At 69.2% G+C, this 22578-nt stretch carries 24 protein-coding genes and 2 pseudogenes; 13 read left to right on the forward strand and 13 right to left on the reverse strand.

Annotated features, from left to right (window positions below; all coding sequences use genetic code 11):
• Positions 1-370 precede the first annotated feature (370 nt).
• Both ACWGSR_RS21885 and ACWGSR_RS21890 read right to left on the reverse strand, forming a co-directional pair.
• Complete coding sequence (locus ACWGSR_RS21885; protein WP_453568294.1) at positions 371-2917, reverse strand: NACHT domain-containing protein; 2547 nt, start codon at positions 2915-2917, stop codon at positions 371-373.
• Between the two features lie 179 nt (positions 2918-3096).
• Complete coding sequence (locus ACWGSR_RS21890; RefSeq protein ID WP_376241444.1) at positions 3097-3504, reverse strand: hypothetical protein; 408 nt, start codon at positions 3502-3504, stop codon at positions 3097-3099.
• Between the two features lie 414 nt (positions 3505-3918).
• Between ACWGSR_RS21890 and ACWGSR_RS21895 the strand changes: the two genes are divergently transcribed.
• A complete protein-coding gene (locus ACWGSR_RS21895; protein WP_376241446.1) occupies positions 3919-4296 on the forward strand; it encodes an SGNH/GDSL hydrolase family protein in 378 nt (125 codons plus the stop codon).
• 302 nt (positions 4297-4598) lie between these two features.
• A complete protein-coding gene (locus ACWGSR_RS21900; protein ID WP_453568297.1) occupies positions 4599-5345 on the forward strand; it encodes a bestrophin-like domain in 747 nt (248 codons plus the stop codon).
• A 303-nt stretch (positions 5346-5648) separates the two neighbouring features.
• On the opposite strand, the gene ACWGSR_RS21905 is transcribed toward ACWGSR_RS21900, so the two are convergent.
• Both ACWGSR_RS21905 and ACWGSR_RS21910 read right to left on the reverse strand, forming a co-directional pair.
• On the reverse strand, positions 5649-5996 hold the full coding sequence (locus ACWGSR_RS21905) for an STAS domain-containing protein (RefSeq protein ID WP_453568299.1): 348 nt from the start codon (positions 5994-5996) through the stop codon (positions 5649-5651).
• Between the two features lie 449 nt (positions 5997-6445).
• Positions 6446-6910 carry an ATP-binding protein gene (locus tag ACWGSR_RS21910; RefSeq protein ID WP_453568301.1) on the reverse strand — a complete coding sequence of 155 codons (465 nt, stop codon included), beginning with the start codon at positions 6908-6910 and terminating at the stop codon, positions 6446-6448.
• A 177-nt stretch (positions 6911-7087) separates the two neighbouring features.
• Here ACWGSR_RS21910 and ACWGSR_RS21915 point away from each other — a divergent pair, with 177 nt between their 5' ends.
• From ACWGSR_RS21915 to ACWGSR_RS21925, 3 genes and pseudogenes are all read left to right on the forward strand, one after another.
• Positions 7088-7459, forward strand: a complete 372-nt coding sequence (locus ACWGSR_RS21915; protein WP_453568303.1) for an STAS domain-containing protein — start codon at positions 7088-7090, stop codon at positions 7457-7459.
• A 576-nt stretch (positions 7460-8035) separates the two neighbouring features.
• Positions 8036-8683, forward strand: a complete 648-nt coding sequence (locus ACWGSR_RS21920; RefSeq protein WP_453568305.1) for a hypothetical protein — start codon at positions 8036-8038, stop codon at positions 8681-8683.
• A 167-nt stretch (positions 8684-8850) separates the two neighbouring features.
• Positions 8851-9474: pseudogene (locus ACWGSR_RS21925) on the forward strand (IS5 family transposase); the annotation flags it as partial.
• 560 nt (positions 9475-10034) lie between these two features.
• Here ACWGSR_RS21925 and ACWGSR_RS21930 read toward each other — a convergent pair.
• Entirely contained in the window at positions 10035-10286 is a 252-nt protein-coding gene (locus ACWGSR_RS21930) for a DUF1737 domain-containing protein (RefSeq protein WP_453568307.1), read from the reverse strand.
• Between the two features lie 42 nt (positions 10287-10328).
• Positions 10329-11554 (reverse strand): annotated as a pseudogene (locus ACWGSR_RS21935) (serine hydrolase domain-containing protein).
• A gap of 173 nt (positions 11555-11727) precedes the next feature.
• On the opposite strand from ACWGSR_RS21935, the gene ACWGSR_RS21940 reads away from it, so the two are divergent.
• The gene (locus ACWGSR_RS21940; protein ID WP_453568309.1) at positions 11728-12513 is read left to right on the forward strand and encodes a MerR family transcriptional regulator; all 786 of its coding nucleotides are present in this window, start codon (positions 11728-11730) and stop codon (positions 12511-12513) included.
• A gap of 193 nt (positions 12514-12706) precedes the next feature.
• Here ACWGSR_RS21940 and ACWGSR_RS21945 read toward each other — a convergent pair whose 3' ends face one another.
• Complete coding sequence (locus tag ACWGSR_RS21945; protein WP_453568311.1) at positions 12707-13600, reverse strand: PhzF family phenazine biosynthesis isomerase; 894 nt, start codon at positions 13598-13600, stop codon at positions 12707-12709.
• Positions 13601-13695: 95 nt separating this feature from the next.
• Here ACWGSR_RS21945 and ACWGSR_RS21950 point away from each other — a divergent pair, with 95 nt between their 5' ends.
• From ACWGSR_RS21950 to ACWGSR_RS21960, 3 genes are all read left to right on the forward strand, one after another.
• Positions 13696-14604 carry a LysR family transcriptional regulator gene (locus tag ACWGSR_RS21950; protein WP_453568313.1) on the forward strand — a complete coding sequence of 303 codons (909 nt, stop codon included), beginning with the start codon at positions 13696-13698 and terminating at the stop codon, positions 14602-14604.
• Positions 14605-14880: 276 nt separating this feature from the next.
• Entirely contained in the window at positions 14881-15840 is a 960-nt protein-coding gene (locus ACWGSR_RS21955) for a threonine/serine dehydratase (RefSeq protein ID WP_366378375.1), read from the forward strand.
• A 270-nt stretch (positions 15841-16110) separates the two neighbouring features.
• Positions 16111-16536 (forward strand): hypothetical protein, encoded by a 426-nt coding sequence (locus ACWGSR_RS21960; protein ID WP_453568315.1) that lies wholly within the window; start codon positions 16111-16113, stop codon positions 16534-16536.
• 190 nt (positions 16537-16726) lie between these two features.
• Here ACWGSR_RS21960 and ACWGSR_RS21965 read toward each other — a convergent pair whose 3' ends face one another.
• Complete coding sequence (locus tag ACWGSR_RS21965; protein ID WP_453568317.1) at positions 16727-16924, reverse strand: hypothetical protein; 198 nt, start codon at positions 16922-16924, stop codon at positions 16727-16729.
• Positions 16925-17014: 90 nt separating this feature from the next.
• Between ACWGSR_RS21965 and ACWGSR_RS21970 the strand changes: the two genes are divergently transcribed.
• Positions 17015-17284: a GlsB/YeaQ/YmgE family stress response membrane protein gene (locus ACWGSR_RS21970; protein WP_366378294.1), complete on the forward strand. Its 270-nt coding sequence runs from the start codon at positions 17015-17017 to the stop codon at positions 17282-17284.
• A 125-nt stretch (positions 17285-17409) separates the two neighbouring features.
• On the forward strand, positions 17410-17667 hold the full coding sequence (locus tag ACWGSR_RS21975; protein WP_453568319.1) for a hypothetical protein: 258 nt from the start codon (positions 17410-17412) through the stop codon (positions 17665-17667).
• Positions 17668-17702: 35 nt separating this feature from the next.
• Here the strand turns inward: ACWGSR_RS21975 and ACWGSR_RS21980 are convergent, their stop codons facing one another.
• From ACWGSR_RS21980 to ACWGSR_RS21990, 3 genes are all read right to left on the reverse strand, one after another.
• Positions 17703-18095, reverse strand: coding sequence for a VOC family protein (locus ACWGSR_RS21980; protein WP_453568321.1), 393 nt, complete (start codon positions 18093-18095; stop codon positions 17703-17705).
• 81 nt (positions 18096-18176) lie between these two features.
• Complete coding sequence (locus tag ACWGSR_RS21985; RefSeq protein ID WP_453568323.1) at positions 18177-19037, reverse strand: alpha/beta fold hydrolase; 861 nt, start codon at positions 19035-19037, stop codon at positions 18177-18179.
• A gap of 663 nt (positions 19038-19700) precedes the next feature.
• The gene (locus tag ACWGSR_RS21990; RefSeq protein ID WP_453568461.1) at positions 19701-19970 is read right to left on the reverse strand and encodes a DUF6191 domain-containing protein; all 270 of its coding nucleotides are present in this window, start codon (positions 19968-19970) and stop codon (positions 19701-19703) included.
• 557 nt (positions 19971-20527) lie between these two features.
• Between ACWGSR_RS21990 and ACWGSR_RS21995 the strand changes: the two genes are divergently transcribed.
• A complete protein-coding gene (locus ACWGSR_RS21995; RefSeq protein ID WP_366378298.1) occupies positions 20528-20923 on the forward strand; it encodes an ATP-binding protein in 396 nt (131 codons plus the stop codon).
• Positions 20924-21109: 186 nt separating this feature from the next.
• Here ACWGSR_RS21995 and ACWGSR_RS22000 read toward each other — a convergent pair whose 3' ends face one another.
• Positions 21110-21574: an ATP-binding protein gene (locus ACWGSR_RS22000; RefSeq protein ID WP_453568325.1), complete on the reverse strand. Its 465-nt coding sequence runs from the start codon at positions 21572-21574 to the stop codon at positions 21110-21112.
• 169 nt (positions 21575-21743) lie between these two features.
• On the opposite strand from ACWGSR_RS22000, the gene ACWGSR_RS22005 reads away from it, so the two are divergent.
• The gene (locus ACWGSR_RS22005) at positions 21744-22112 is read left to right on the forward strand and encodes an STAS domain-containing protein (RefSeq protein WP_453568327.1); all 369 of its coding nucleotides are present in this window, start codon (positions 21744-21746) and stop codon (positions 22110-22112) included.
• Between the two features lie 157 nt (positions 22113-22269).
• Here ACWGSR_RS22005 and ACWGSR_RS22010 read toward each other — a convergent pair whose 3' ends face one another.
• On the reverse strand, positions 22270-22482 hold the full coding sequence (locus tag ACWGSR_RS22010; RefSeq protein WP_453568329.1) for a hypothetical protein: 213 nt from the start codon (positions 22480-22482) through the stop codon (positions 22270-22272).
• Positions 22483-22578 lie beyond the last annotated feature (96 nt).

Consider the following 22578-nt stretch of genomic DNA (forward strand, 5'->3'; position numbering starts at 1 on the left):
CTGCCCCGGTCCTTCCTCACTCACACCGGCCTCACCCTCCCCCCACCAACCCCACCCGACCAACGAAAAGATCAGTAGGTTCACGGCTTGCAGGCGGTTTCGCCGGTCCCGCCCCGATGAGGATTGCCCCTGCCCACTCCTCCTGGCAGCCCTGACCAGCGAGCTCACTCAGCGGACCGGCAGCTTGCATGTCGACCGCGGCGGTGACGGCGGGGAGTGGCCGGTGTCAGCGTCAGGCGTCAACCTTCGCCGCCGTATGTCATCCGGCCCGCAGAGGCGCGGCCAGGCCGGCGATGACACGCTCGTGATCGATACGCCCAGGTGCAGCACCTTGATCAACGCCCCGGTGGCGTCGTTCACTGGCGGCTCGTCATCTTCCGGCCGGAGGCCGCCGCCATCGTGCGCCCGCGAAGCGGACGAGCGCGTCATCCAATTCAGGCCGGATCATCGCGTCGTCCGGGTCTCCAGTGGGGCAGTCGAGCGGCCACAGGGCCACCCAGCCCGTGCTGTTGACACGGATCCCCGGCCCGGGAGCGGCTTCGGCAGTGAGGCGCAGGTGAAGCATGACGGTGCCGTCGTCATTCTTGCCGAGCGGCGGTTCGAACAGGCGCGGTGCGACGTCCGCGACCTCCCGCCACTCGAAGCGGAGCGCCCGCCTACTCGACGCGAACTCGATCCCGTTCTCGTCCAGGCGTAGCTCGGCGCGCCGCCAGGTGAGGGGCGGGATCAGAAGGTCGATGGCCAGGGGAAGCGCCACGAAAAAGCCCACGGTCTGCAGGGCACCGGGATCCTGCCAGCCGTCCTGGAGGGTGATGATGCCGATCCACACCAGCGCGATCGTCCACATCCCCACGTACGTGCCCGGTCGCCCTCTGGTGCTCCGCAGCCCGACGTAGCCGGGGATGCGTACGGACTGTGGGCTGCTGCTCGCCGCAGGCAGCGGGCGGACCGGCCAGGGCACGCGGGTGCGGGCGCGACGCCGACGTGCCGGGGTCCCGCCTCGCTGATGGTCAGCGAAGCCCGCCTGGATCTGGGCGTGGCGGAACTGGTAGACGCCGCCGACCTGTCGCAGCAGGCCCACCCGGCGCGCGTCCTCCAGGAATGCCATGGTCGACCATGGCAGTCTCCCCGAAGCCGCGAGAGTCACCTTCGCGAGCAGCCACTGCGTCCAGGGGCTGCTCGCCACGATCACCGCGGCCGCCCCCGCGGTCCCGGAGATCCAGCTGCCGAACAGCACGGTGCGGTCCGGGACCTGGACGATGCTGAGGGTGCCGATGGCTCCGATCACCGGTGCGACACCGAGCACCATGAGTACGGTGCTGGCCCTCTCGCCGCTCAGCAGCGCCCGCGGTCCGACGGCCTGCGCGGTGTCGGCGGGCGCGCCGACGACCATCATGAGCAGCGGCGGAACGATGAAGCCCAGTGCCATGAACGGCTCGTCCTGTGCCAGGAGCAAGACGATGGGTGCCAGAAACACGAGAAGCCAGAACAGGCCCGGGATACGCGAGCGGTGCCTGCCGAACATGGCGAGCCGACGGGGTAGAGGTCCCTTCCATATCTGCGAGAGCAGCAGGAACAGGCCTCCCATCGTCCCGAACATCATGGCAGCCCAGGCTCCCGCGGCTACTTGGAAGGCTTGAAACGCATCGCCTCCGGTGATCCAGTCCTGGAACCACGAAGAACTCAGCATCAGCAGGACGTAGCCGACCAGCAGCGCAGGCGCCTTGAGGAACGTCGGCGCCTTCGCTCGGTGCAGCTCCCACCAAGCGAACTCTTTGGTCTTTGCCGCGGTGAGATGGACGGCCAGGAAGCCAAGGGCACGCTGCGCCTGCGCGTGCCCCCACTCACGTACTGGATGGGGCTGGTGGGGCGAGGCCGGTCCGCAGGGGAAGGCCGCCGGAACCATGGAGACGAGCAGGTGGCGTTCGATCGCCACGACGTCGGGAAAGCGGGACTCGTCGGCGAGCTCGCCGGGATCGGAATCCGCACGGGCGTACACCGTGCGCGCCAGCCACAGCATGAGCGGGGACGAGAGGGCCCTGGCCGACACGGCCTCGGGGTGGTGGGTGATGTGTTCCAGGAGCGCTTGCCAGCGCCGGGTGTGCTGGGGATGCGAAGAGCCGCGCAGGTACGCGGCCGCCGCGGCCCTTTCCACCGGTTGTGCTTTGATCACGGCCGCCGCCTGTAGCACGGTCTCCTCTTCGACGAGTTCGGCGTACTCAGTCGTTCGGGAGGTGAGAATGAGCGGCGCGCTGTCGACGCCCGTCTTGTTGAGCCCGGCCAGCGCCGCGGACCGAAGCGGACGCGGCAGTTCGTCCAGGCCGTCGAGAACCGGAAGTATCCGCCGGTCGCGTACCAGTTCGCGGATCCGGGCTCGGTCGAGATCCCTGCTCAGGCCGACGTATTCCTCGTGGACACGGCGCGCGAGCCAGACGTCGAAGTGTTCCTTGCTCGCGTCCCAGGAGGAGACCAGTAGCGGTACGGGGACGGACCTGGTCACATCGTGCAGGCTCAGCAACTGCAGCGCGAGCAGGATCGTCAGGGACGTCTTGCCCGTGCCGGGACCGCCGATGATCACCAGACGCCGGGCGCGCAGAGCCCGGAAGGCGGTGGCGAGTTCGGCGAGGCCCACAGTGCTGCCTGCCACGTCCGCCCCGATGTGCTCACGGTGATCGGCCACCGTCCAGTCGGCTCGCCAGCCCACCGCGAGCCTGGCGCTTCCGGTCAGGCCGAGCGCCCCCGCCTCGTCCCGCCACTGGGCGAGCACCACGCGCGCCAATTCGGCGGCGGCGCGGTCCTGCGGCGTCTGCGGCAACGGCAGATGCAGGTGAACGGCACTGAAGTCCCGGCCCTGGATCACGTACGTCGCATTGCCCGAGAACACGTTGTGCACGTCGCCCTGTGCTTGCTCCGACATGGCCACTCAGCCGGTCGCTGTCCGCGGTCTACCGGAAAGCTTCAACTGGTACGCCCCGTCCCGCCCGACGCCGCGCTCCGGCCACCACGAAATCGGGCGGCGCGCCTCCGGACGTACGGGCTCGTGGAGGCGCACCGGCGACGCCACGCCGGGGCGTCCACGCCAGGGCTGGCACCGCGTCATGACTGGTTGAACGTTATGGGGCCGTGGAAATCCCGCCCCATGACGACGGTGTCCTGCCTGCCGCCCGTGATGCGGTTGTCGACATCACCCGCACCGGTTCGCGCTGCGGCGTCTTCCGCAGTGCTCCGCCAGGCCGTGAGACCGTCGCGAAACGCGTTGTCGTACGTGGCCCGCAGCGCCAGCACGCGGGCGAGCGCTCGCGCCCGCTCCATGCTCTCGGCCTGCTCGTCCAGAGCCACGAGTTCTTCCTCCCCGGACGGAACCTCCTCGGGTGCGCCAAGCACCCCGTCCGGTTCGGTGCGGCGCCGCACGAGGTCACGCAGCGACATCCACGCCTGCTGCCCCGCCGTGCCCGCCGCGCCACTGGCCAGCGCCGTGAGGAGCTCAGCCGTGATCACTTCCATGGGCCCTCCATCCCCCGTCGTGCCCCAAACTCCCTCGTCTCCAATGGAGTTGCACCCGGCGGAGAGGGCGCTGCCTGAACGGTACCTGCCCGGATCTCACTGCGCGCGAACCTCAGTGCCGGCGAAATGCCGCAGCACCCAGATCCTCGCCGAGGATCGATCATCTGCGCCGGAAGAGATGTTGCAGGGGGCATTCAGGCGGAGCAGCCCGTGCTCGGCAACGAGCAGCCCCCTGCGGCACCATCCCGGCCGCGTCTGCCCCCCGCCCGGTCCGCGTCGCTTGCGGGGGGGGGCCGGGCCGCGCCCGTCTCCGGGCTCCCCACGGAAGGCAATGCCGCATCGCGTGGGGTGCCCGCCGTAGGGACGCACTTCGGACTGATCGATGAGTCGTGGTGCCCAACCGTCTCTCAGAAGGTGCGCCATGAGTACGACCGGATGCTCGAAGTGCTCCACAAGCGGACCCCGCACGCCAGGATCCTGACCGTCGGCTACCCCGCGGTCGTCCCCCAGGACGCCTCCAGCGGCAACTACGGCGACCTGACCCAGTTCGGCACCGTCACCCCAGGTGACCTGGACTGGCTGCGCGAGGACGTCCTGGAGCCCCTGAACAGGGCCATCGACAACTCCACCAACGCCCAGGGAGCCGCCGGCGTCGTCGACCTCTACGACTCCTCACGCAACCACAGCGTCTGCGGCAACTCCGAGTGGGTCGAAGGCTTCGTCGCCCTCCCCGACCAGCTCTCCTCCGTCCACCCAACGCCCTCGGCCACCGCAACGCCGCCGACCACGTAGAAGAAGCCATGCTGAACGCCATCAGCTGAGGTACCTCGCGCCCGCCTCCCTCGGCGCACTGGCCTCCGGTGACAGCCGGAGGCCAGTTCCCCGCACAGCCCTTACGCGCAAGCGGTCGCAGACGGCGCGGCCTCCACGCAGGGCCTGCGTATCGCCGGAAAAGAGCCCGCCGGCTCAAACAGGTCGCTCGTTCGAAGGCGAAGAAACATTTCCGCAGTTCACAGCCGTGCACAACGCGGGAAATGGCCACGACGCCCCTCTTCGCCCGGGGCCCTGCCGATTCCACTTGGATGTGGCCGTCCGTGGCCCTCATCATCATCGTCGCCGCCCTGGCCCTGCTGGCGGGCCTGGCCGCCAACCGCTTCCTGCGGCCCCGCCTGCTGAGCGAGGACAACGACACCGGCATGGCCGTCAAGGACCTCGTCGGCCCCCTGCTGACCCTGACCGTGCTGCTGCTCGCCTTCGTCCTGGTCACCGCCAACGGCTCCTACGGCAAGGCCGAGGTCGCCTCCCGCGGCGAGGCGAAAGCCGTCGACCAGCTCGTCGAAGCCGCCGAATACGCACCCGCCGCGCAAAAGGCCGCCATCCAGGCCGACGGCAACGGCTCGGCCGCCCCCAGCGTCTGGTCCACCGACTTCCGCCGCGTCTTCCGCGAAGTGGAGGGCAAGCCGGTCTTCGGCATGCTGGTCGCCGCCGACAACAAGCGCTCCGAGGAACGCGAGGAACGCCTCACCCAGGCCACCGCCAGCATCCCCGGCGCCATCCTGTGGTTCCTGCTCGCCACCCTGGTCATCACCGTCATGGCCCTGGGCATCTGCCTGCCCAGGCGCAACAACCGCGGACAGGTCATCACCCTGGTGGTCATCACCGCGCTGCTGACCACCACCCTGTGCATCATCCGCGACGTCGACCGTCCCTTCGGCGGCATCATCGACATCGAACCCACCGCGATCACCGAAATCGAACGCCAGGCCACCCGCGACTACCTCGCCAACCACACCGCGGCCGACCTGCCCTGCGACGACCGGGGCAACCGCAAGAACATCTGAGCCGCACCGCACCAACCAGCCCGGACACGGAAACGGCCCGCACCGATGCGGTGCGGGCCGTCTCACCATCCGAAAACCCGCCGGAAGGGGGAAACCAGCAGGCCCTTTCCTGTCCAGAGCGAACCCATACGCTCAAACCCCCGCATGCCCCCGATCCCGTCGGCCCCCAGACCTTCCGGAGAGTCGCCTGGACTGGGTCGCGCCAGGAGACGCGCACAGGAGATGACGTGCAGGCCCGTGCTCCTTACGCCCAGTGACGCGTCACGAACGGTCAGAGCGGGGCGGTATCGCTCCCCGGACAGCTCAAGGCCTGCGGGCCGTGAGAGCGGCAGGGGTGTGGGGGATCAGCTGGGCCACGTCATAGACGGTGGGGAACAGGTCGGCCGCGATCAGCAGGAGTTGCAGCGGCTGCTCGCGCAGGTTCGTCACCGACGTCCTGCGGCACACGCTGCCCTGCGGGGCTGGGCCGAACAGCAGGCGCAGGCCGGCTATGTCGGTGAAGGACAAGTGCTCCAGGTCCCACACCAGGCCGGTCACGTGCGGCGGCAGCCGGTCCACGGCCGCGCGCAGCGGGGGCAGGGTGTCGAGGTCGATCTCCCCGTGCGGGGTGATACGGGCGCTGGTGCCGGTGATCGTGGTGGTGATGTTCATGCCGGGCGTGCCCCCCTCCCGGGGGTTGATGAGCCCAAAGGCGAAGCACCCCTGTGCCAAGTGGGGTGGACGACGATGGTGGGATCCGGGTGCCCGGAATGGGGGCGACTCCCATATCCCAAGGGCCGCCACCATGAGCGGCGACCGGTCTCGCGTCCTGCCAGCGTCCCATACCCGGTCCCAGACGTGAAACGACGGGCGAGCGTTCCAGCTCACGGGCCTGTGCGAGGTGGACCGGACGCTCCTTCGAGGAGTTGATGTACGGGATGACGAAGTTGGTGGGGCGGGGCGGTGCCCAAGTGCCAGGGGTGTCTGGGGTTCGCTTTCTCACAAGGTTCGGTATCCGGTCGAAGACAGTGCCGGCAGCGAGGCGCCACGGCCACAGCCCCGCGACAGCCGCTCGGTGCCATCCACGCCTTCATCCGATCGGCCTCAGAACTGTCCGACGGTTACGTCAGGCTGGCAGCGTCGGCCAGAGTGAGGCGGGCGGTGATGCGCTTACCGACCGGTTCCCGCTCGATGAACAGCTCCTCGGCGACCGCCTTGATGATCTCCATGCCGTGTTGGCCGATACGGCCCGGATCAGCGGCGCGGGCCGCCGGAACGACCGGGTCGCTGTCCCATACGACGATGTCCACGCTGCTCGTGCTGATGCGCAGTTCCATCAGGACGGGACCGGGAGCGTATTTGCAGGCGTTGGTGACCAGTTCGCTGACGACCAGTTCGGCCAGGTCCCGCGCGCGTTGCGAGACGGGCAGGCGGTGTTCGGTGCGGGCCCGGTCCAGGAAAGCGGTGGTGTGGTGGCGGGCGGCGGCGATGCATCCGCCGTCACCGTCCAACGCGTAGTCGGCGCGCATCAGGTACCGGTCGGGCGGGGGCTGGGGATCGCTGTCACCGTCGCCGTAGGAGTCCATCGGTTTTGTCCTCGTTCCCGTTCACGCGACGCGGCTGCCCGCCTGGGTGATCCCCACCCGAGTGGAGGCTGAGCGCGCCGCTGTCCGGGTGCTTCCGGCCCGGGCGGATGCGGCAGAATCATCCGCACGCTCCCGTCCCTTGCCGGGAGGGTAAGCCTAGGCGCACTCGAGGAGAGCATGACCGGCAGCACAGAAGCGGGCCGGTCCCAGCACCTGTCCGCGGCGCACCACGCCGTCGACGGTGTCCATGTCGTCACTCCGCGGGGCGAGATCGATCACACCACCAAGGACCTCCTCCAAGCGGCCCTGCTGGACCAGGACGACCCGTCGTCAGAACCGCCGCGTGTCGTGGCGGATCTGGAAGGCGTGACCTTCATGGACTCCAGCGGCATCAACATCCTCATCTCCGCCAACCGCCACCTGACCGAAGCACACGGCTGGCTGCGCGTCGCCGCCGCCCAGCAAGCCGCCCAGCGCGTTCTGAGTCTGGTCGGCCTCGACACCATCATCGGCTGTCACCCCACCCTCGAGCAGGCGCTGCACCACTGACCTGCGGACCGTCACCGCCCCGATCCGCAACACCGTCAAAGACCGCCACCTTGCTGACCGAACACCGTGATGCCGACAGTCAGGGCATGTCACCGGAGTGGTAGAAGCGGCACACGACGCCCGGCCCGGGCACCCGGGCCTCGCCGGGGCGCGGATCGTACGGGGCGCAGCCTCCGGGCCACCGGCCGAGCTCGGTGATCCGGGGCGAAGACGAACAGCAGCAGCGGGAAGGGCCGCTCCAGGTACGGCCCGGCGTAGGTCTCCTGCCAGTGGAAACGCGGAGAGCAGGGTGACGGCCCGAAGCAGGGTCCTCATCAGGCGGGTTCATCCCCATCTCAAGCGGGGAGCAGGGCACGAACCCCGGTGTTGTCGGCGAGGGCCAGGGCCTAACCCCGTAGGCGCGGGGAGCAGCACATCGTCATGGCATGCTCCCTGTAGGGGCCTGACCCCGCGCGAAGCGGTGTCTCCTGGTCCATGGTCGGGGCACCGTGCGCGTTCGGATCGGTGCGTGCCCTCCAGGTTGTGCTGCGGTCGGGCCCGGGCACGGGGGCCCAGAGGGTGGAGAACAGGGTGTCGGTGGAACGTCACACAGCGGGGGTGCTCGGGCAGATCGCCCGTCAGCAGGACATCGTTGAGCTCGCCCCTCAGGGCTCCGCGGCGAAGGCGGCCGCTCTGGCGCACGTGGCGGAGCAGTACGGCTACACGTACGGCACGGCGTGCAGGACCGGGTTCAAGAACTCACTGGTCCAGGTCAGGATGTACCGGGACCCGCGGCCCGACGCGCGCGTCCGCGAGGCGGCAACCATCGCCGCCCATCCGCGGGCGGGCAACGGCGGGACGGTGCCGGGGCTGAAGCAGGGCTCGCTGAAGCCGCTGCCCGAAGCGGCCGGTGACGTAGCGGTGCTGAAGGACCTCATCACTTTCGACGTCATGGCCCTGTACGTCGCCGACCGGCGCCAGAAGCTCCTGATCTACCTTGCCTGCGCGGCCCTAACAGTCCTGATGTTCATCGACAACAGCTCGTCGGTCGAAGCGGTCGCCTCCGGCGGAGCGGTCGCGCTGCTGTGCACCGTGGCGTTCAAGGCGGGCACGGTCCGCCGCAGGATGATCGCACAGCGGCTGACGGACGCCGGGTTCCTCGCGGTGCGCGACGAACAGGGCAGCCGGCGGTTCCTGCGCCCGGGACAACATCTGCCCGGCCACACCAACCGACCCGCCGCCTGAAGACCCCGGCCCCCGTGAACGCCACCCACGATGAGGGGACGACGGCGCTGCTGCGCCGCGTCCTCAGGGACGAGCCGGCCGACGGACCCTTCAGCGACCCGGCCACCGGCTCATCACCCTGGCGTCCGAGGACTGAAGCCCGGCCCGGGGACTAAAGCCTGCTTCAGATGCTGCCGAAGGGTGCCAAGCCCGGACGGCCGCCGGTGCACAGCGAGCGGCAGCTGATCAACGGCATGCGGTTCCGGATCCGGACCGGGATGCCGTGGCGAGATCTTCCCGACCGATACGGGCCGCGGGAGACGGTCTACGGTCCGTTCCGCCGCTGGCAGCGCGACGGCACCTGGCACCGCATCTTCGAGCAGCTCCGGGCCCGATCCGACGCGAAGGGCCTATCACCTGGGACATCTCGGTGGACTCCACGATCGCCCGAGCGCACCAGCGTGCGGCGGTGCCCGCAAAAGGGGGATCTGCAGGTCGAGCCGCCCGGCGGCGTCTTCACTGAGCCAGAAGACCACGGGCTCGGACGCTCGCAAGGTGGACTGACCACCAAGGTCCACCTCGCGGTTGAGCAGTCCCAGAAGCCGATGTCGCTAGTGATCACGACTGGACAGCGCGGGGGTTCCCCGCACTTCCAGGTCCTCCTGGGCCGTGTCCGGGTGCCCCGGCTCGGCCCGGGTCGGCCGCGCACCCGACCGGACAAGGTCCGCGCCGACAAGGCATACGGCTCCCACGCGAACCGCGTCCACCCGCGCAAACGCAAGATCTACTGCACGATCCCGGAGAAGCGCAACCAGATCGCCGACCGCAAGAAGCGCGGCTCCCACGGTGGCGGCCGCCGAAGTTCGACAAGGACGGCTACAAAGAGCGGCACGCGGTGGAGCGCCGGACCAACCGCCTCAAGCGCCACCGCGCGGTCGCCACGAGATACGACGAGCTCGCCGTCCGCTATGAGGCGACGGTACTGATCGCGGCCATCAACGAGCGGCTCTGACAGGGCCGTCGGCCCTCATGCCGGACCGGTGCCCGGCATGATGGACACCATGACCACGCCGAGCGCCGACTGGATCACCGTCACCGCCTACGAGAACCTGCCGGGCTGCCTCCGGCCCATGGCGGCCGTCCGCGCTTGACTGCGCGATCGGGGCATCGACTGGATGCCCTTCGACCAGACCGAGGTCCGTTGGGATCTGGCCTGTGGTGTCGGTGCCGACGGTCGGTGGCACGGCTGGTTCGACGTCCACATCCATGCCCGTGCTCTGCGACGCCATGGACTGCACCCCGACCAGCCGACCTCCCGGGTCACAGTCCCCTCTCCGCCCAGCTGGTGGCACGCCGCAGCCGAACGTCACGCTCATTGGTGATCCCCTTCTGAAACAGGCCCTGAATGGCCGCTTTGAGGGAGCTCGCCGTCTTGTTGCCATGACTGCGTCGGCCAGATCAGCGCCTGGGCGACGATGACGTTCTCGCCGTTGAAGGTGACAGCAGGACCTTCATGCAGCTCGTATCCAAGCTCCAGCGCCTCGCTCACACGGTGGCAGAACGCGGGATCGTCCGGGCCGGTCAGGACCCGGTAGATGGGCAATCCGTCAGGCGGTGTACTCATCGGCAAACGATCTCATGAAGCCCCCGGGCTCCATGGGCTTCGTCAGTCGAGGGCCTGGTAGAGCGTGGTCCAGAAGTCGGCCATGGCCCGCGGCGAGTCCGGGGTGGACAGTCCGACCTGGGTGAGCAGGACGCCAGTGAGCTGATGGGTCGGGTCCGCGTAGGCGGTGGTGCCGGTGCCGCCGAACCAGCCGAACCGGCCGACGGGCGCGTAGTTGTCGCGGCCCGTGTCCACCGACATGCCAAACCCCAGCCGCCGGCCGCGCCCTGGCCGGACGACAGGTGGGCGACGCCGTCGAACATCGCTGCCCGGGCGGCCATCTGCCCCGAGGAGAGGCGGTTGGTGGTCATCAGCTCGACGGCGGCCCGGGACAGGATGCGCTCGCCGTCGTGGACCCCGTGGTTCAGCAGCATGCGGAAGTAGGCGTGGTAGTCGTCGGCGGTGGAGACCAGTCCGCCGCCCGCGCCCTGGAACACGGGAGGAGCGCTGAACATGCCCCCTGCCGCCTGGTCCCAGACGGTGAACTCGCCCGTCTGCGGATCGGGCCCGTACAGGGGCGGCAGGCGGTCGATTCGGTCGGCGGGCACGTGGAAGCCGGTGTCCTTCATCCCCAGCGGATCGAGGATCCGTTCGCGCAAGAACGCTTCCAGTGGCTGTCCGGCAGCCCGGGAGATGAGCACGCCGGTCACCTCGTTGCTCAGGTCGTACTGCCAGCGCACACCTGGCTGGTACTGCAGGGGGAGTTCGCCCAGGCGGCGCATCCACTCGTCCTGGTGGGGCGCCGGGCCGGAAGCCACGCTGTAGTCGAGGCGTTCGAAGGTCGCGGCCCTGATCGGTGATGCCATCGACTCGAAATCGGTGCCGAGCCCGAAGGTGGAGGTCAGCAGGTCCCGTACAGTGATCGGCCGCCGCGCCGGAGTGGTGTCGTCCAGCGGGCCGTCGGGCTGCCTGAGCACCTGTCGGTCGGCGAGTTCGGGCAGCCATGGGTCCACGGGGTCGTCCAGTCGCAGTCGGCACTCGTCGAGCAGGACCATCGCCGCCGCCGTGGTGACGGGCTTGGATGCGGATGCCATCCGGAAGATGGTGTCCCGGCGCATCGGCGGGCCGCCGTCGTGCCGCATCGTCCCGATCGCCTCGGCGTGCGTCCGTCCGCTGCGACCGATGAGGGCGACCAGACCCGGGATCTTTCCGGACTCCACGTGCCTTTCCAGCACCTCGCGCAGTCGGCGCAGTCCTGCCTCGGTGAAGCCGCTGTCGTTCGTTGCCATGGGGTATCTCCTGTTGACGGTTTCGTTTCCCGCGGCCGCTCACCGGTGGTCGCGTGGCCCTGAGGAGGGCCGTGGCAAGAGGCTGCATCCTTGCCCCGGGGTCAAGGTCAAGGGCCGCTTCGGGCGCGTTATCCTCGCCCCCGCGATGACCAGCGACACGGAGGAGCGTCAGGGTGGCGGCGGACGGGTTCGGGCTCACGATCGGTCAGGCGGCGGCGTATGTCGGCGTCACGATCAAGACCGTGCGGCACTACCACCGGCTTGGTCTGGTCGCCGAGCCGGAACGCGACGCTTCCGGCTACCGCCGCTACCGCTCGGACGAACTGTTCCGTCTGCTCCAGGTGCGCACCCTGGCCTCAGCCGGGGTACCGCTGGCTGAGGTCGGTGATCTCCTTGAGGCCGACTCGGAGACCTTCGCCGCGACCCTGGAGGAGGTTCACCGCGCACTCACTTCCCGGATCGAGGAACTGACCGCGCGCTGGGACCGGCTGCACCGCCTTGACCACGGTGATCGCGCCCTGCTGCCCGACCGGGCCTGTGCGATCTTGGAAACACTGGCTGGACTCGGCTTCGACTCCGCCTACGTGACCGGTCAGCGAGAGGCCCTCGTACTGACCCGAGCTCTGGTCCCGGAGATCTTCGACGGCTTCATGACCTGGCTCGAACAATCGCTCGCCGACCCCGAGACCGTCGAACTGACCAGGCTCGGCTGGGAGGTGAGGAGCTGGGATCCGGACGATCCGCGGATCGAGGAAGTGGCCCGTGAACTGGCCGGGAAACTGCTGACCCGGCGCGAACTGCTGTCGATGCCGTCCGGGTTCGAGGGCCGATCCGACACCGCCACTCGCTACGGGATGGTCAACCACCACATGGAGGACCGGGTGCCGTCCATAGCCCGCCTGAATGCCCTGGTCGAGGCGGAGCTGCGTGCCGCCGGCATCGCCGTGCCCCAGCGCTGACCAATCCCTTTGGAAGGTGGAAGGGGACGGATGGCGGGAGTCGTCTCGGTCGTGTGCGTCGTGCGCGTGTCCCCGGCTCGAGGTACCGCAGGGTCGGCGGTCTCCTTTCGTCCTGTCCCAAACGGGCGAAAGAGGGCCGGAACTCTGACCCGCGCGGTGTGGGCGAGCGTCATGTGCGGCGTCCTCGGTGCGCTCAGGCTTCTCCTGCGCCCGCCCTCGTGCTCGCACCCCCGATCGCCACCGCATGTCCGCTCACCCGTACGCGCGGGTGGGTGGTGGAGGCCTCGACCCGGAGCAGGCTGGGTCGGCCGAGGTCCTCTCCCTGGTGGATGGTGAAGGTTCCGGTGGGCGGGAGGGCGTGAAGGGTGCGCAGGTAGCCGCCGAGGGCAGCAGCGGCGGCACCGGTGGCCGGGTCCTCGACGACGCCGCCGACCGGGAAGGGGTCGCGGGCGTGGAAGAGTTCCGGGTTTTCGCGCCAGACCAGTTGGAGCGTGGTCCAGCCGTGACGGTGCATGACCTCGGCCAGGGCGTCGAAGTCGTAATCGAGGGCCGCCAGACGCTCGCGGGTGGCCGAGGCCAGGACCAGGTGCTCGTTTCCTCCGAAGGCGACGTGCGGCGGCAGCGCGGGGTCGAGGTCCTGCGGGGACCAGCGCAGAGCTGCGAGAGAGGCATCGAGCTCTGCGGTGGTCGCCGACCGGGAGCGAGTGGGGACGCTGGTGAGCGTCGCCGTCACGGGCCCTTCGAGGTCGGCGGAGGTGTCCAGGGCGATCTCGCCCACCGGTGTGTCGAAGACGAGCGGGCCGGTACCGATCCGCTCGGCCAGGGCCACCGCGGTGGCGACGGTGGCGTGACCGCAGAAGGCGACCTCGGCGAGCGGGCTGAAGTAGCGAAGCCGGAACCGGCGTGCCGTGTTGTCGGCGGCCGTGACGAACGCGGTTTCCGAGTAGCCGACTTCGGCGGAGATGGCGAGCATGGCGGTCTCGTCCAGCGCGGCCGCATCCATGACGACACCGGCTGGATTACCGCCGGCGGGATCGGTGGTGAAGGCGGTGTAGCGCAGGATTTCGGGGTGTGTCCTCAAGGTCATGACTTTTACTGTGGCACCCCATAGGCATCGTTACAAACGATGGTTTTAGATCTGATTCATCGCTTTGACCGATGGGATTGTCTAGGGTCGACGGCATGGACACTCGACTGCTGCGCACCTTCGCCGCCGTTGCCCGGACCGAGAACCTGACCGCCGCCGCGGAGCGACTGCACCTGGCACAGTCCACCGTCACCGCCCAGGTGCAGGCGTTGGAGAAGGAGCTGGACCTGCGCCTGTTCGACAGGCTGCCGCGCGGAGTCGTACTCACCAGTGCCGGGTGTGAGGTGCTGGCACAGGCTGAAACGGTGCTGGAGGCCGAGTCCCGGCTGCGGGCGGTTGCCGCCTCGGCAGGTGGCGCGGACGGCCAGGTGACCGGGCGCGTAACGATCGCGGCCGGCGAGACACTGGTGTCCGCGCGGCTGCCGGGAGTCATCGCCGCGCTGCGGCGCAGTCACCCGGGAATCGAGGTGGACCTGCGCACGATGGGCACCGCGACCGCAATCGCCGCGCTTCGCACCGGCGAGCTTGACCTGGCGCTTCTGCTGGAGGACGAAGCGGCTTTCCGTGACATCTCATGCACGCCGCTGGCTCATGAGCCGCTGGTGCTCGTCTGTTCTCCCGGACATCCCCTCGCCCGCAAGGCCGCCGATGCGCCCGCCGACTGGGCGGAGCTGGCCCGCCAGGACTACTTCCTGCACGAACAGGGCTGCTCGTACAGCGACCGCTTCGTCGACCGGTTGCTCACCGAGGCCGGAGGTGCTCAGCCCCGGATCACGCGTTTCGGCAGTCTGGAGGTCGCCCGGTCCTGTGTCGCCGCGGGCCTCGGCCTCAGCCTGCTGGCCCACACCAACATCGCAGACGCGCTCGCAGCGGGCCGTCTGACGCAGGTGCCCGGGCCGCGGTTTCCTGACGTCGCGGTCCAGTTGGCCCGTCACCGCCGACGCTGGCTCTCCCCCGCAGCGGCTGCGCTCACCGCGGAACTGCCCCACCACTTCCCGCAGTGAACGGGGCTTGCTTCGCTTTGACGGACATCGGAGATCAGGGGCTTGGGCCCCGTACTCGTTCACCCAGTGTGGACACTTCTGCATGCCGTTGCAGTACGCGGTGATCACGGCGACTTGGCCCGTACCGACCAGTGGGTGGACGGCATGGGGTGGTCGAATTGCCGCGCGGTCGATCGCCGTGTGCAGGTGGGGCCTTCATATGGGCGCCGCCCTTCTACCGTGGAGGGTACGAATCCCGGTTACCGTGGTTCGGATCATGTGACGGAGGCGAATGTGTTGATCACCGTTGCGGACGTGGAAGCCGCAGCCGAGCAGATCAGCGGGCACGTGCTGCGGACCCCGACAGTGCCGAGTCCTGGGCTGTCCGCGTTCCTGGGTGTGGGCGTCACCGCGAAACTGGAACTGTTGCAGCGCACCGGTTCCTTCAAGGCACGCGGTGCGACGGCGAAGCTGCTCACGCTCGACGAGGCTGAACGGGCTGCCGGAGTCGTAGCGGTGAGTGGCGGCAACCACGGCATCGGGGTCGCGGTCATGGCCGGCGTGCTGGGCATTGAAGCGACTGTCGTCATGCCACGGTCCGCCCCCGGCCGTGCGGTGGACATCGCCGAGGCCTCCGGAGCGAACGTCACCCTCGTCGACACCATGGACGGCGCGTTCGCCCTCGTGGAGGAACTCCGGACCAAGGGGCTCGCCCTGGTCCACCCCTTCGACGATCCCGTCGTCATCGCGGCTCAAGGCACGGTCGGTCTGGAGTTCGCGCAGGACGCCGGGGAACTCACCGACGTACTCGTCAGCATCGGCGGCGGGGGACTGATCGCCGGAGTCGCCACCGCGCTGCACGCGCGCCGTCCCGGCGTACGGATCTGGGGCGTGGAGACCGAAGGCGCGCGAGCCATGTCGGCAGCCCTGGCCTCCGGCGGGCCGGTGGCGGTCGAACTGTCCTCGATCGTCTCGACACTGAGCGCTCCCAGCGTCTCCCCGCTCACCTACGAGCACGTCTCGGCACTGGTCACCGATGTCCTCACGGTGACCGACGCCGAGGCCGTACAGGGCACCCTTGACCTGGCTGACCACGCGAAGGTCTGGGCCGAGCCTGCTGCCGGCTGTCTGCTGCCCGCGGCACGCCGGGTACTGGAGCGCGTCGGTGAAGACGCCAAGCTCGGTCTGGTGGTCTGCGGCGGCAATGCGACGACCGCCGATGTGACCGCCTGGGCCGAGCGCTTCGGGCTGCGCTGATCCCACGGGCTTCAGCGGCCGCTCAGCCTTTGGCGAGAAAACCTGGCGGTCACCAGCATCAGATGATCGTGCTCAACCTTTACCGCGGAAGATCAACGGTCGCGGAGTCTTGAGACTTGCAGGCTCGCGTCCAGGGCGGTTTCAAAACCCGGTTTTGAAACCGGCCTGCGGATGACAATACGGGGGACATCACGTGGCATCCTGTCCCAGTCCGCCAGAGGTTGTCCCGTAACCGCTGGTCAGGAGTGAGACGATCTTGCCGCGGCTGGTGTGATCACGGCGTCGGAGCCCTCCCGGACAGGCCCGTTCACCGGGCTGAACCCGCGGCAGTTCGGCGGACTGATCACCGCGCTGTGGCGTGAGGGAGCCGATCCGGTCCGCAAGGGCCGGCCGTGGTCGCTGCCGCTGAAAAACCGGGTGCCGCCGGCGGCCGCGTACTGGCGCACCAACCTCGCCCCGCGCCGGCTCGCCCCGCTGTTCGGCATCTCGCATTACCGCCGGCACAAGGACGAGGAACTGCCGGCCCGGAAGGAGGAGCACAACGCCTCCCACCGCAAGGTACGGGCCCGCGTCGAGCACACCTCCGCCCGCGTGAAGAACTGGAAGATCCCCCGCGACTGCCGCCTCAAGGGCGACGGCGTCCACCACGCCATGCTCGGCATCGCCCGCCCGCACAACCTCACCCTCACCGGATGACAGGCAACCGGGCAGGTCGGCCCGTACGCCTCAGATCATTTACGGGACAACCCCTAGCCCTACGGAGCTGGGGATCAGAACAGCAGAGTGGTCCGAAGCGGTTCTCGGGCGACCTCCCGCTCGTGTGACACCACCCACCCGGGCGCTCCCCCACCCTCGAAGACGCTCTGAACCCCTGACCCTTCCCAGACTACTGAAGTCCGCTCAACGCCCCGGCGCCGGCCCCCTGGCACGCCACTGTGAGACGGGCCGGACGACCCACGGACATCTCGTCGGCCAGGGCGCGCGGCTGCACGGCCGTCCGGGTGCTCGGCTCCAGGGTGCCGGGCGTCTTGAGGACGTCGACGAGCAGGGGGGCGGCGACTGCCTTCTCCGCCGGTGTGCACACAAACGGTGAGGAGCGGCAGGTTTGAAAACCCTCCGATCGCGCAGACGCCGTATTGACGCAGACTTTATACGAGCAGGTAGGAGACGCATCATGGGCATCATCGCGTGGATTCTCATCGGCCTCATCGCCGGTTTCATCGCCAAGGCGATCATGCCGGGCAAGGACCCGGGCGGCGTCATCATCACCATCCTGATCGGCATCGCCGGCGGCCTGCTCGGCGGCTTCCTGGGCAAGGTCATATTCGGCGTCGACTCCATCGACGGTTTCTTCGACCTCTCCACCTGGATCGCGGCCATCATCGGCTCCGTCATCCTCCTGGCCCTCTACCGCCTGATCACCGGAAACCGACGACACGCCTGATCGTGCCTCTCCGACCCTGACGAACGGCTCCCCTCTGAAAAGAGGCGGAGCCGTTCGTCACGCTGGGGCACTTCCCTCTCTGCGTGCTGACCGGAACTAGGTGTTCTACGGGGCGAGGGGACCGCGTGCCGGATGATCCCGTGCTTGCGGCCCTGCTCGTCACCGAGCCGGCCACTCGCTCCGCTGAAGCGGTCGACCGGCTGTGGAGCGCGGACGGCACCCTCGCCCCGGTCCGCCACGCCTTCGCCCGCAGGAAGCACCGCAGGATCCTCCGCGACTGCCGACAGCGCCGCATCGGTATTCACCGGATGGTCCAGGCCCTTCGTCCGCATGCACAGCTCTGCTCCCGCCACATGCCCCGGCAGCCCCCGGCATCGCCCTGACCTGCCCGAACACGGTCTTCTGCAAGACGCCTCACTCAGGCGACGAAGACGCAGAAAGGGTGGCCCGAAAGGTCGGCGTAGACGCGGAAGGGTTCGTCGGGACCCTGTTCGTTGTCGGACAGCAGGCGGCCGCCGAGCGCGAGAACTCGTTCGTGCTGCACCTTGAGGTCGTCGCGTGATGCCACGCTCAGATCGAGGTGCGGCTGCTGAGGAACGGATCCTTCGGGCCGAGCCGGCGGCGTCAACCGGTCAACGTGCTGGAAGGCCGGTTGGGGTGTGCCCTCTTCGGTGGGCAGCACCAGCCGTTCCTGACCCCGCCCATCGGGCTCCCCCACTCCGGGCGGTTCGTCTCCCGATGCGTAGACCGGACCGAGCAGCGAGCGGTAGAACTCCGCAAGCCTTCGGGGGTCGGTGCTGTCGAGAACCACCTGACACAACTTCAACGCGTCTGTCTCAGCGGACGTGGTGATCACCTCCGGAGATCGGTCTGCCCCGCGGGCCGGAGGTGATCAGTGGGTGAAGAAGTCGCCCAGGGCGGCGGAGAGGAGGCCGGGGGCTTCCTCGGCCACATGGTGGCCGGCGTCGATGCCGTGGCCCCGGACGTCGTCGGCCCAGTCGCGCCAGATGGTGCGCGGGTCGCCGTACAGGTCCTCCAGGTCGTCGCGCAGTGACCACAGGACCAGGACGGGGCAGTCGATCCGTGTGCCTTGGGCGCGGTCCGCCTCCTCGTGCCGGCGGTCTACGGTGAGCCCGGCGCGGTAGTCCTCCAGCATGGCGCGGACGACGTCCGGGTTCCTGGTGGCGGCCCGCCACTCGTCGTGGTTTTCCTGTCCCATGGCTTCGGGGTCGCCGCGGTACCAGGCGTCGGGGTCGGCGTTGATGACGCGTTCGGGGATCTCCGGCTGGGCGAAGAAGAACCAGTGCCACCACGCGGTGGCGAAGCGGGCATCCGCACGGGCCAGATGCTCGCTCAGGGGCAGGCCGTCGACGAACGCCGCCCGGGTCACCGCGGAGGGATGGTCCAGTACCAGTCGGAGTGCCACGGCGGCCCCACGGTCGTGGCCGACGAGACCGAAGCGCTGGTGCCCGAGCGCCTGCATGACCTCGACCATGTCCGCCGCCACGGCGCGCTTGGAGTGCGGGACATGATCGGGAGCGGGTGCCGGGCCGCGGGAGCGTCCGTAACCGCGCAGGTCGGGGCAGACGACGGTGAAGCCGAGCCGGACCAGGACGGGTGCGACCCGGTGCCAGGTCGCCGATGTGCGCGGGTGGCCGTGCAGCAACAGGAGAGGCGGGCCCTCTCCCCCGTGCCGGACGAAGACGGACGCCTCAGCGGTGCGCACCGTCCTGGTGGCGAACTCCTCGAACACGAAAGACCCCTCTCGCTCCGGGGCCCGGCCCGCGCTGTCCCACCTCCGCCTGCCCGTGATGAGCCCCCGCACTCGTCCAGAGGGCCGAGAGGCGGTGCTCCCCGGCGCCGACACGGCCGAAGCCGGTGCTCCGGCCTTCTCCCGCCGGCGCCTCACAGCAGGGTTCGAAACGCGGATTGCGTCCTCTTCCGCGACGGCCGCAGGGCAACACCGACAGCCCCGGCACCACCCACGGTTCGACCGCGACCACGCCCGCCCGAGCGCTCCCGGCGAACGCGCCTCCGCGCAGCTGGAATCCTGACGGCTCCTCCGTCGGGCCCGATGCTCCACCCGCTGCATCGGCGCCATCGTCCAAGCCGTGCGCACCCTACCGAACTGCGACTGTTCAAGGTGAAAGAGGTCGGTGACCACCGCAGTGCCCTGCCGCTCCGCCGAGACTGCACCACCATGTCCTGCTCCACCACCCCCCTCCACACCACGCTCCACGAGGTCGACGGGAAAAGGCCGGCGAGGGCCACCGCTCGTCATGCCTTGTCCGAGAAACGAGGCCGGCACCGGCATGGGGGCCGGGAAGATACGAGGCCGGCCACGGGCGGGTCTCTCCGCCAGGCCGGGAGCATCGGACGGAGCGGGACGGACAGCCGGAACGTGCGGACGACGGTCCTACGGTTCAGAACGCGGGATCCGTACGATCGCTGTCCCCGCGGTCAGGTCCACCGCCGTCCCGTTCGGCGGAGCCCCGTCGTCCTGGTCGTCCGGCATGACCAGGGCCGACTGCCGCTCCTTCAGCTCGTTCTGCTCGCCGGGAGAAAAACTGGCATGCAACTGCTCGGACCCGGTCGCCGAGATCTGCCCCTGACCTGCGCTGTTACGCCATGGCAGAATCCCGGTGCGTTCCGTACGCAACAGCAGCCGGTCGGTGAAGACCAGCAGTTCCTCACCCCGGGCCGGCGCCCGGCGCGAGCCTTGTACAAACCGGGTGGGGGCTCTTGGACGCCGGAGAGGACGTGGTCCGCTCCCCTTACGAGGACCGCTGCCCGGAGATGTCACCGGGCTCATCGGCGAGGGCGAGGTGGCCCATGAGGCTGGTGAGCTCGAACATCCGGGCCAGATGGACAGGCCGATGATCTGGACTCGAAGTGATACCGGCAGGGTAAGTGCGGCGGCGCAGAGCCAGAAGGGCAGTCAGAGCACCGGAGCCGGCGACGCTCAGGCCGCTTCAGCTCAGGCGGAGGTCTCGCAGGGCCGCCCCATCCTGCCTGCGGTGGGCCTCCGGCGCTTCCGGACACAGGACGGGCGGAAAGGCCTGTCCGGCCCCACACGGGACATTCACCACAGAATCCGCGTGTCGAAGCAAACTTCGGGGGTACACGACTTTCGGCCTTGTGGAAGTGGAATCGGAAGATGTCAGGAACGGGGATGCCGTGGAGCGGATCGTGGACTGCGCAGAGCGGCGGCCGGGCCGGGGGGCAGCTCTTTCGGTGTCCGGGGTGTTCCAGGGCAGTCTGGACATCGCCGCCGCCCGTGACCTCGCTCAGCGTTTCCTCGCCGACGCCCAGGCCGTCCACGGCTTGCCCGTCTGCCGGTCCGCGATGGACATCGTCCAGCTCGTGGTCAGCGAGCTGATGACCAACGCCGACAAGTACGCCCCCGGCGCGAGCCTGCTCACCCTCGACGTCAGTGGCGGGACGATCAACGTCAGCGTCTGGGACAGCAACCCCACCCCGCCCGCGATCCTCCCGCACGACCCCACCCGCATCGGTCAGCACGGCCTGGAAATCGTCATCAAACTCGCCCACGGCTTCACCGTCCACCGCACGCCCCTCGGCAAAAGGATCACCGCCGCCATCGCTCTGACCGACGACCCCCTGGCGGGCGTGCTGTAGGAACTCTCGGGTGACTGCCTGGCCGCCACCGGGATCCCAGCCGAGTGCGCGGACGAGCTCCCCGCGCCACTGGCGGACAAGGCAGTCGCCAGGGCCCGCACACGGATCGCGGAGAGCAGCGCCCGCACGGGACCCGAGCAGGGCCGGGACGGAGACGCACGTGAGGGTGGCCGCCGTGACCGGCCCTTACGCCGGGTCCGGCGCTTGGGCCAGGGCGAGGCGGGCGGTCATGCGCTTGCCGACCGGCTCCCGCTCGACGGACAACCTTTCGGCGACCTTCCTGACGATCTCCAGACCGTGCTGGCCCGCCCTGCCGGGGTCCGCAGCACGAGGGACCGGAACGGCCGGGTCGCTGTCCCACACCACGACGTCCACACCGCCGGCACCGACGCGCAGCTGCATCAGCACGGGCCCCAGGGCGTACTTGTGGGCGTTGGTGACCAGTTCGCTGACCACGAGCACGGTCGACTCCCGCACCCGTCGCGAGACCGGCAGACCGTACTCGGTCCGCATCCGCTCCAGAAAGGCCACGGCGTGGCGGCGGGCGGCTGCGATGCGGCTGCCGCCACCCTCCAGCGTGTAGTCGGCCCGCGCCAGATGCCCCTCCGGCCGGGGCTGGGCACCGCTGTCATAACCGGCATCGAGTTCCACTGGATCCGCCCTTCCTCAGGTTCACGCAACGCGGCTACCCGACCGGATGATCCTTGAATCGGCGCAGATCGATCATGCCCCGTCCGGGTGAATCCGGTGTCGTCCGGTGAGGCAGAATCGCCCGTGTACGCCCGGATACGGGCAAGCCGGAACGCAGTCGAGGAGATGCATGACCAGCAACGAGAAAACGGATCAGGCCGAACGGCTGTCCGTAGCGCAGCACGTGGTCGACGGCCTCCGCGTCGTGACCCTGCGAGGGGAGATCGACCACACTGCCAAGGACACCCTGGCCGACGTCCTGACACCCCAGGACGACGCGGCGCTGCCGCCCAGGGTCGTGGCGGACCTGACGGGTGTGACCTTCATGGACTCCAGCGGCATCAACGCCTTCATCCTCGCCCACCAGCACCTGACCGGCGCACACGGCTGGCTGCGGATCGCCGGCGCACAGGACGCCGTCCAGCGCGTCCTCGGCCTGATCGGCGTGGATACCGTCATCGACTGCCACCCCACCGTCGAGCAGGCCCTGCGCGCCTGACACCGACCGGCACGGTGAACAAGACCAGGTGGCCGCCCGGACAGATCCGAGCGGCCGTCTTTTCGCTGCGCTCGGACCGGCTCGGTTTCCGGGCGTGGCAGGAGAGGGTGGTCAGCAGTTGTCCGGCGGTACCGCGCCTGTCCGGAAGACGGTGACGTCACTGGAGACACCGTCGGTGCCGTCCTTCGGCCGGCACGGTGGACTCGCCGGGCTCCTCCCAGGCCGCCGGACCGTTGAAGGTCCACACCCCGACCACCTTCTTGGCGACGACGCCCTTCTCCAGCCGGCCGAACCGTCCCGGTGGCACGGTGATCTCACCGCCGACGCCGAGGGTTCTTCGCCACTCAAGCGGCCGTTCGAGATGGCTCATTGTCAAGTCATCTCGGTATTGGGCTCCGGGCCTAGAAGGATGACCGGGGTCGTGATGCACGACCAGATGGGAAACGGGGTGAGACCGAGTCGTGGC

Source organism: Streptomyces sp. NPDC055632 (genome assembly GCF_053618675.1).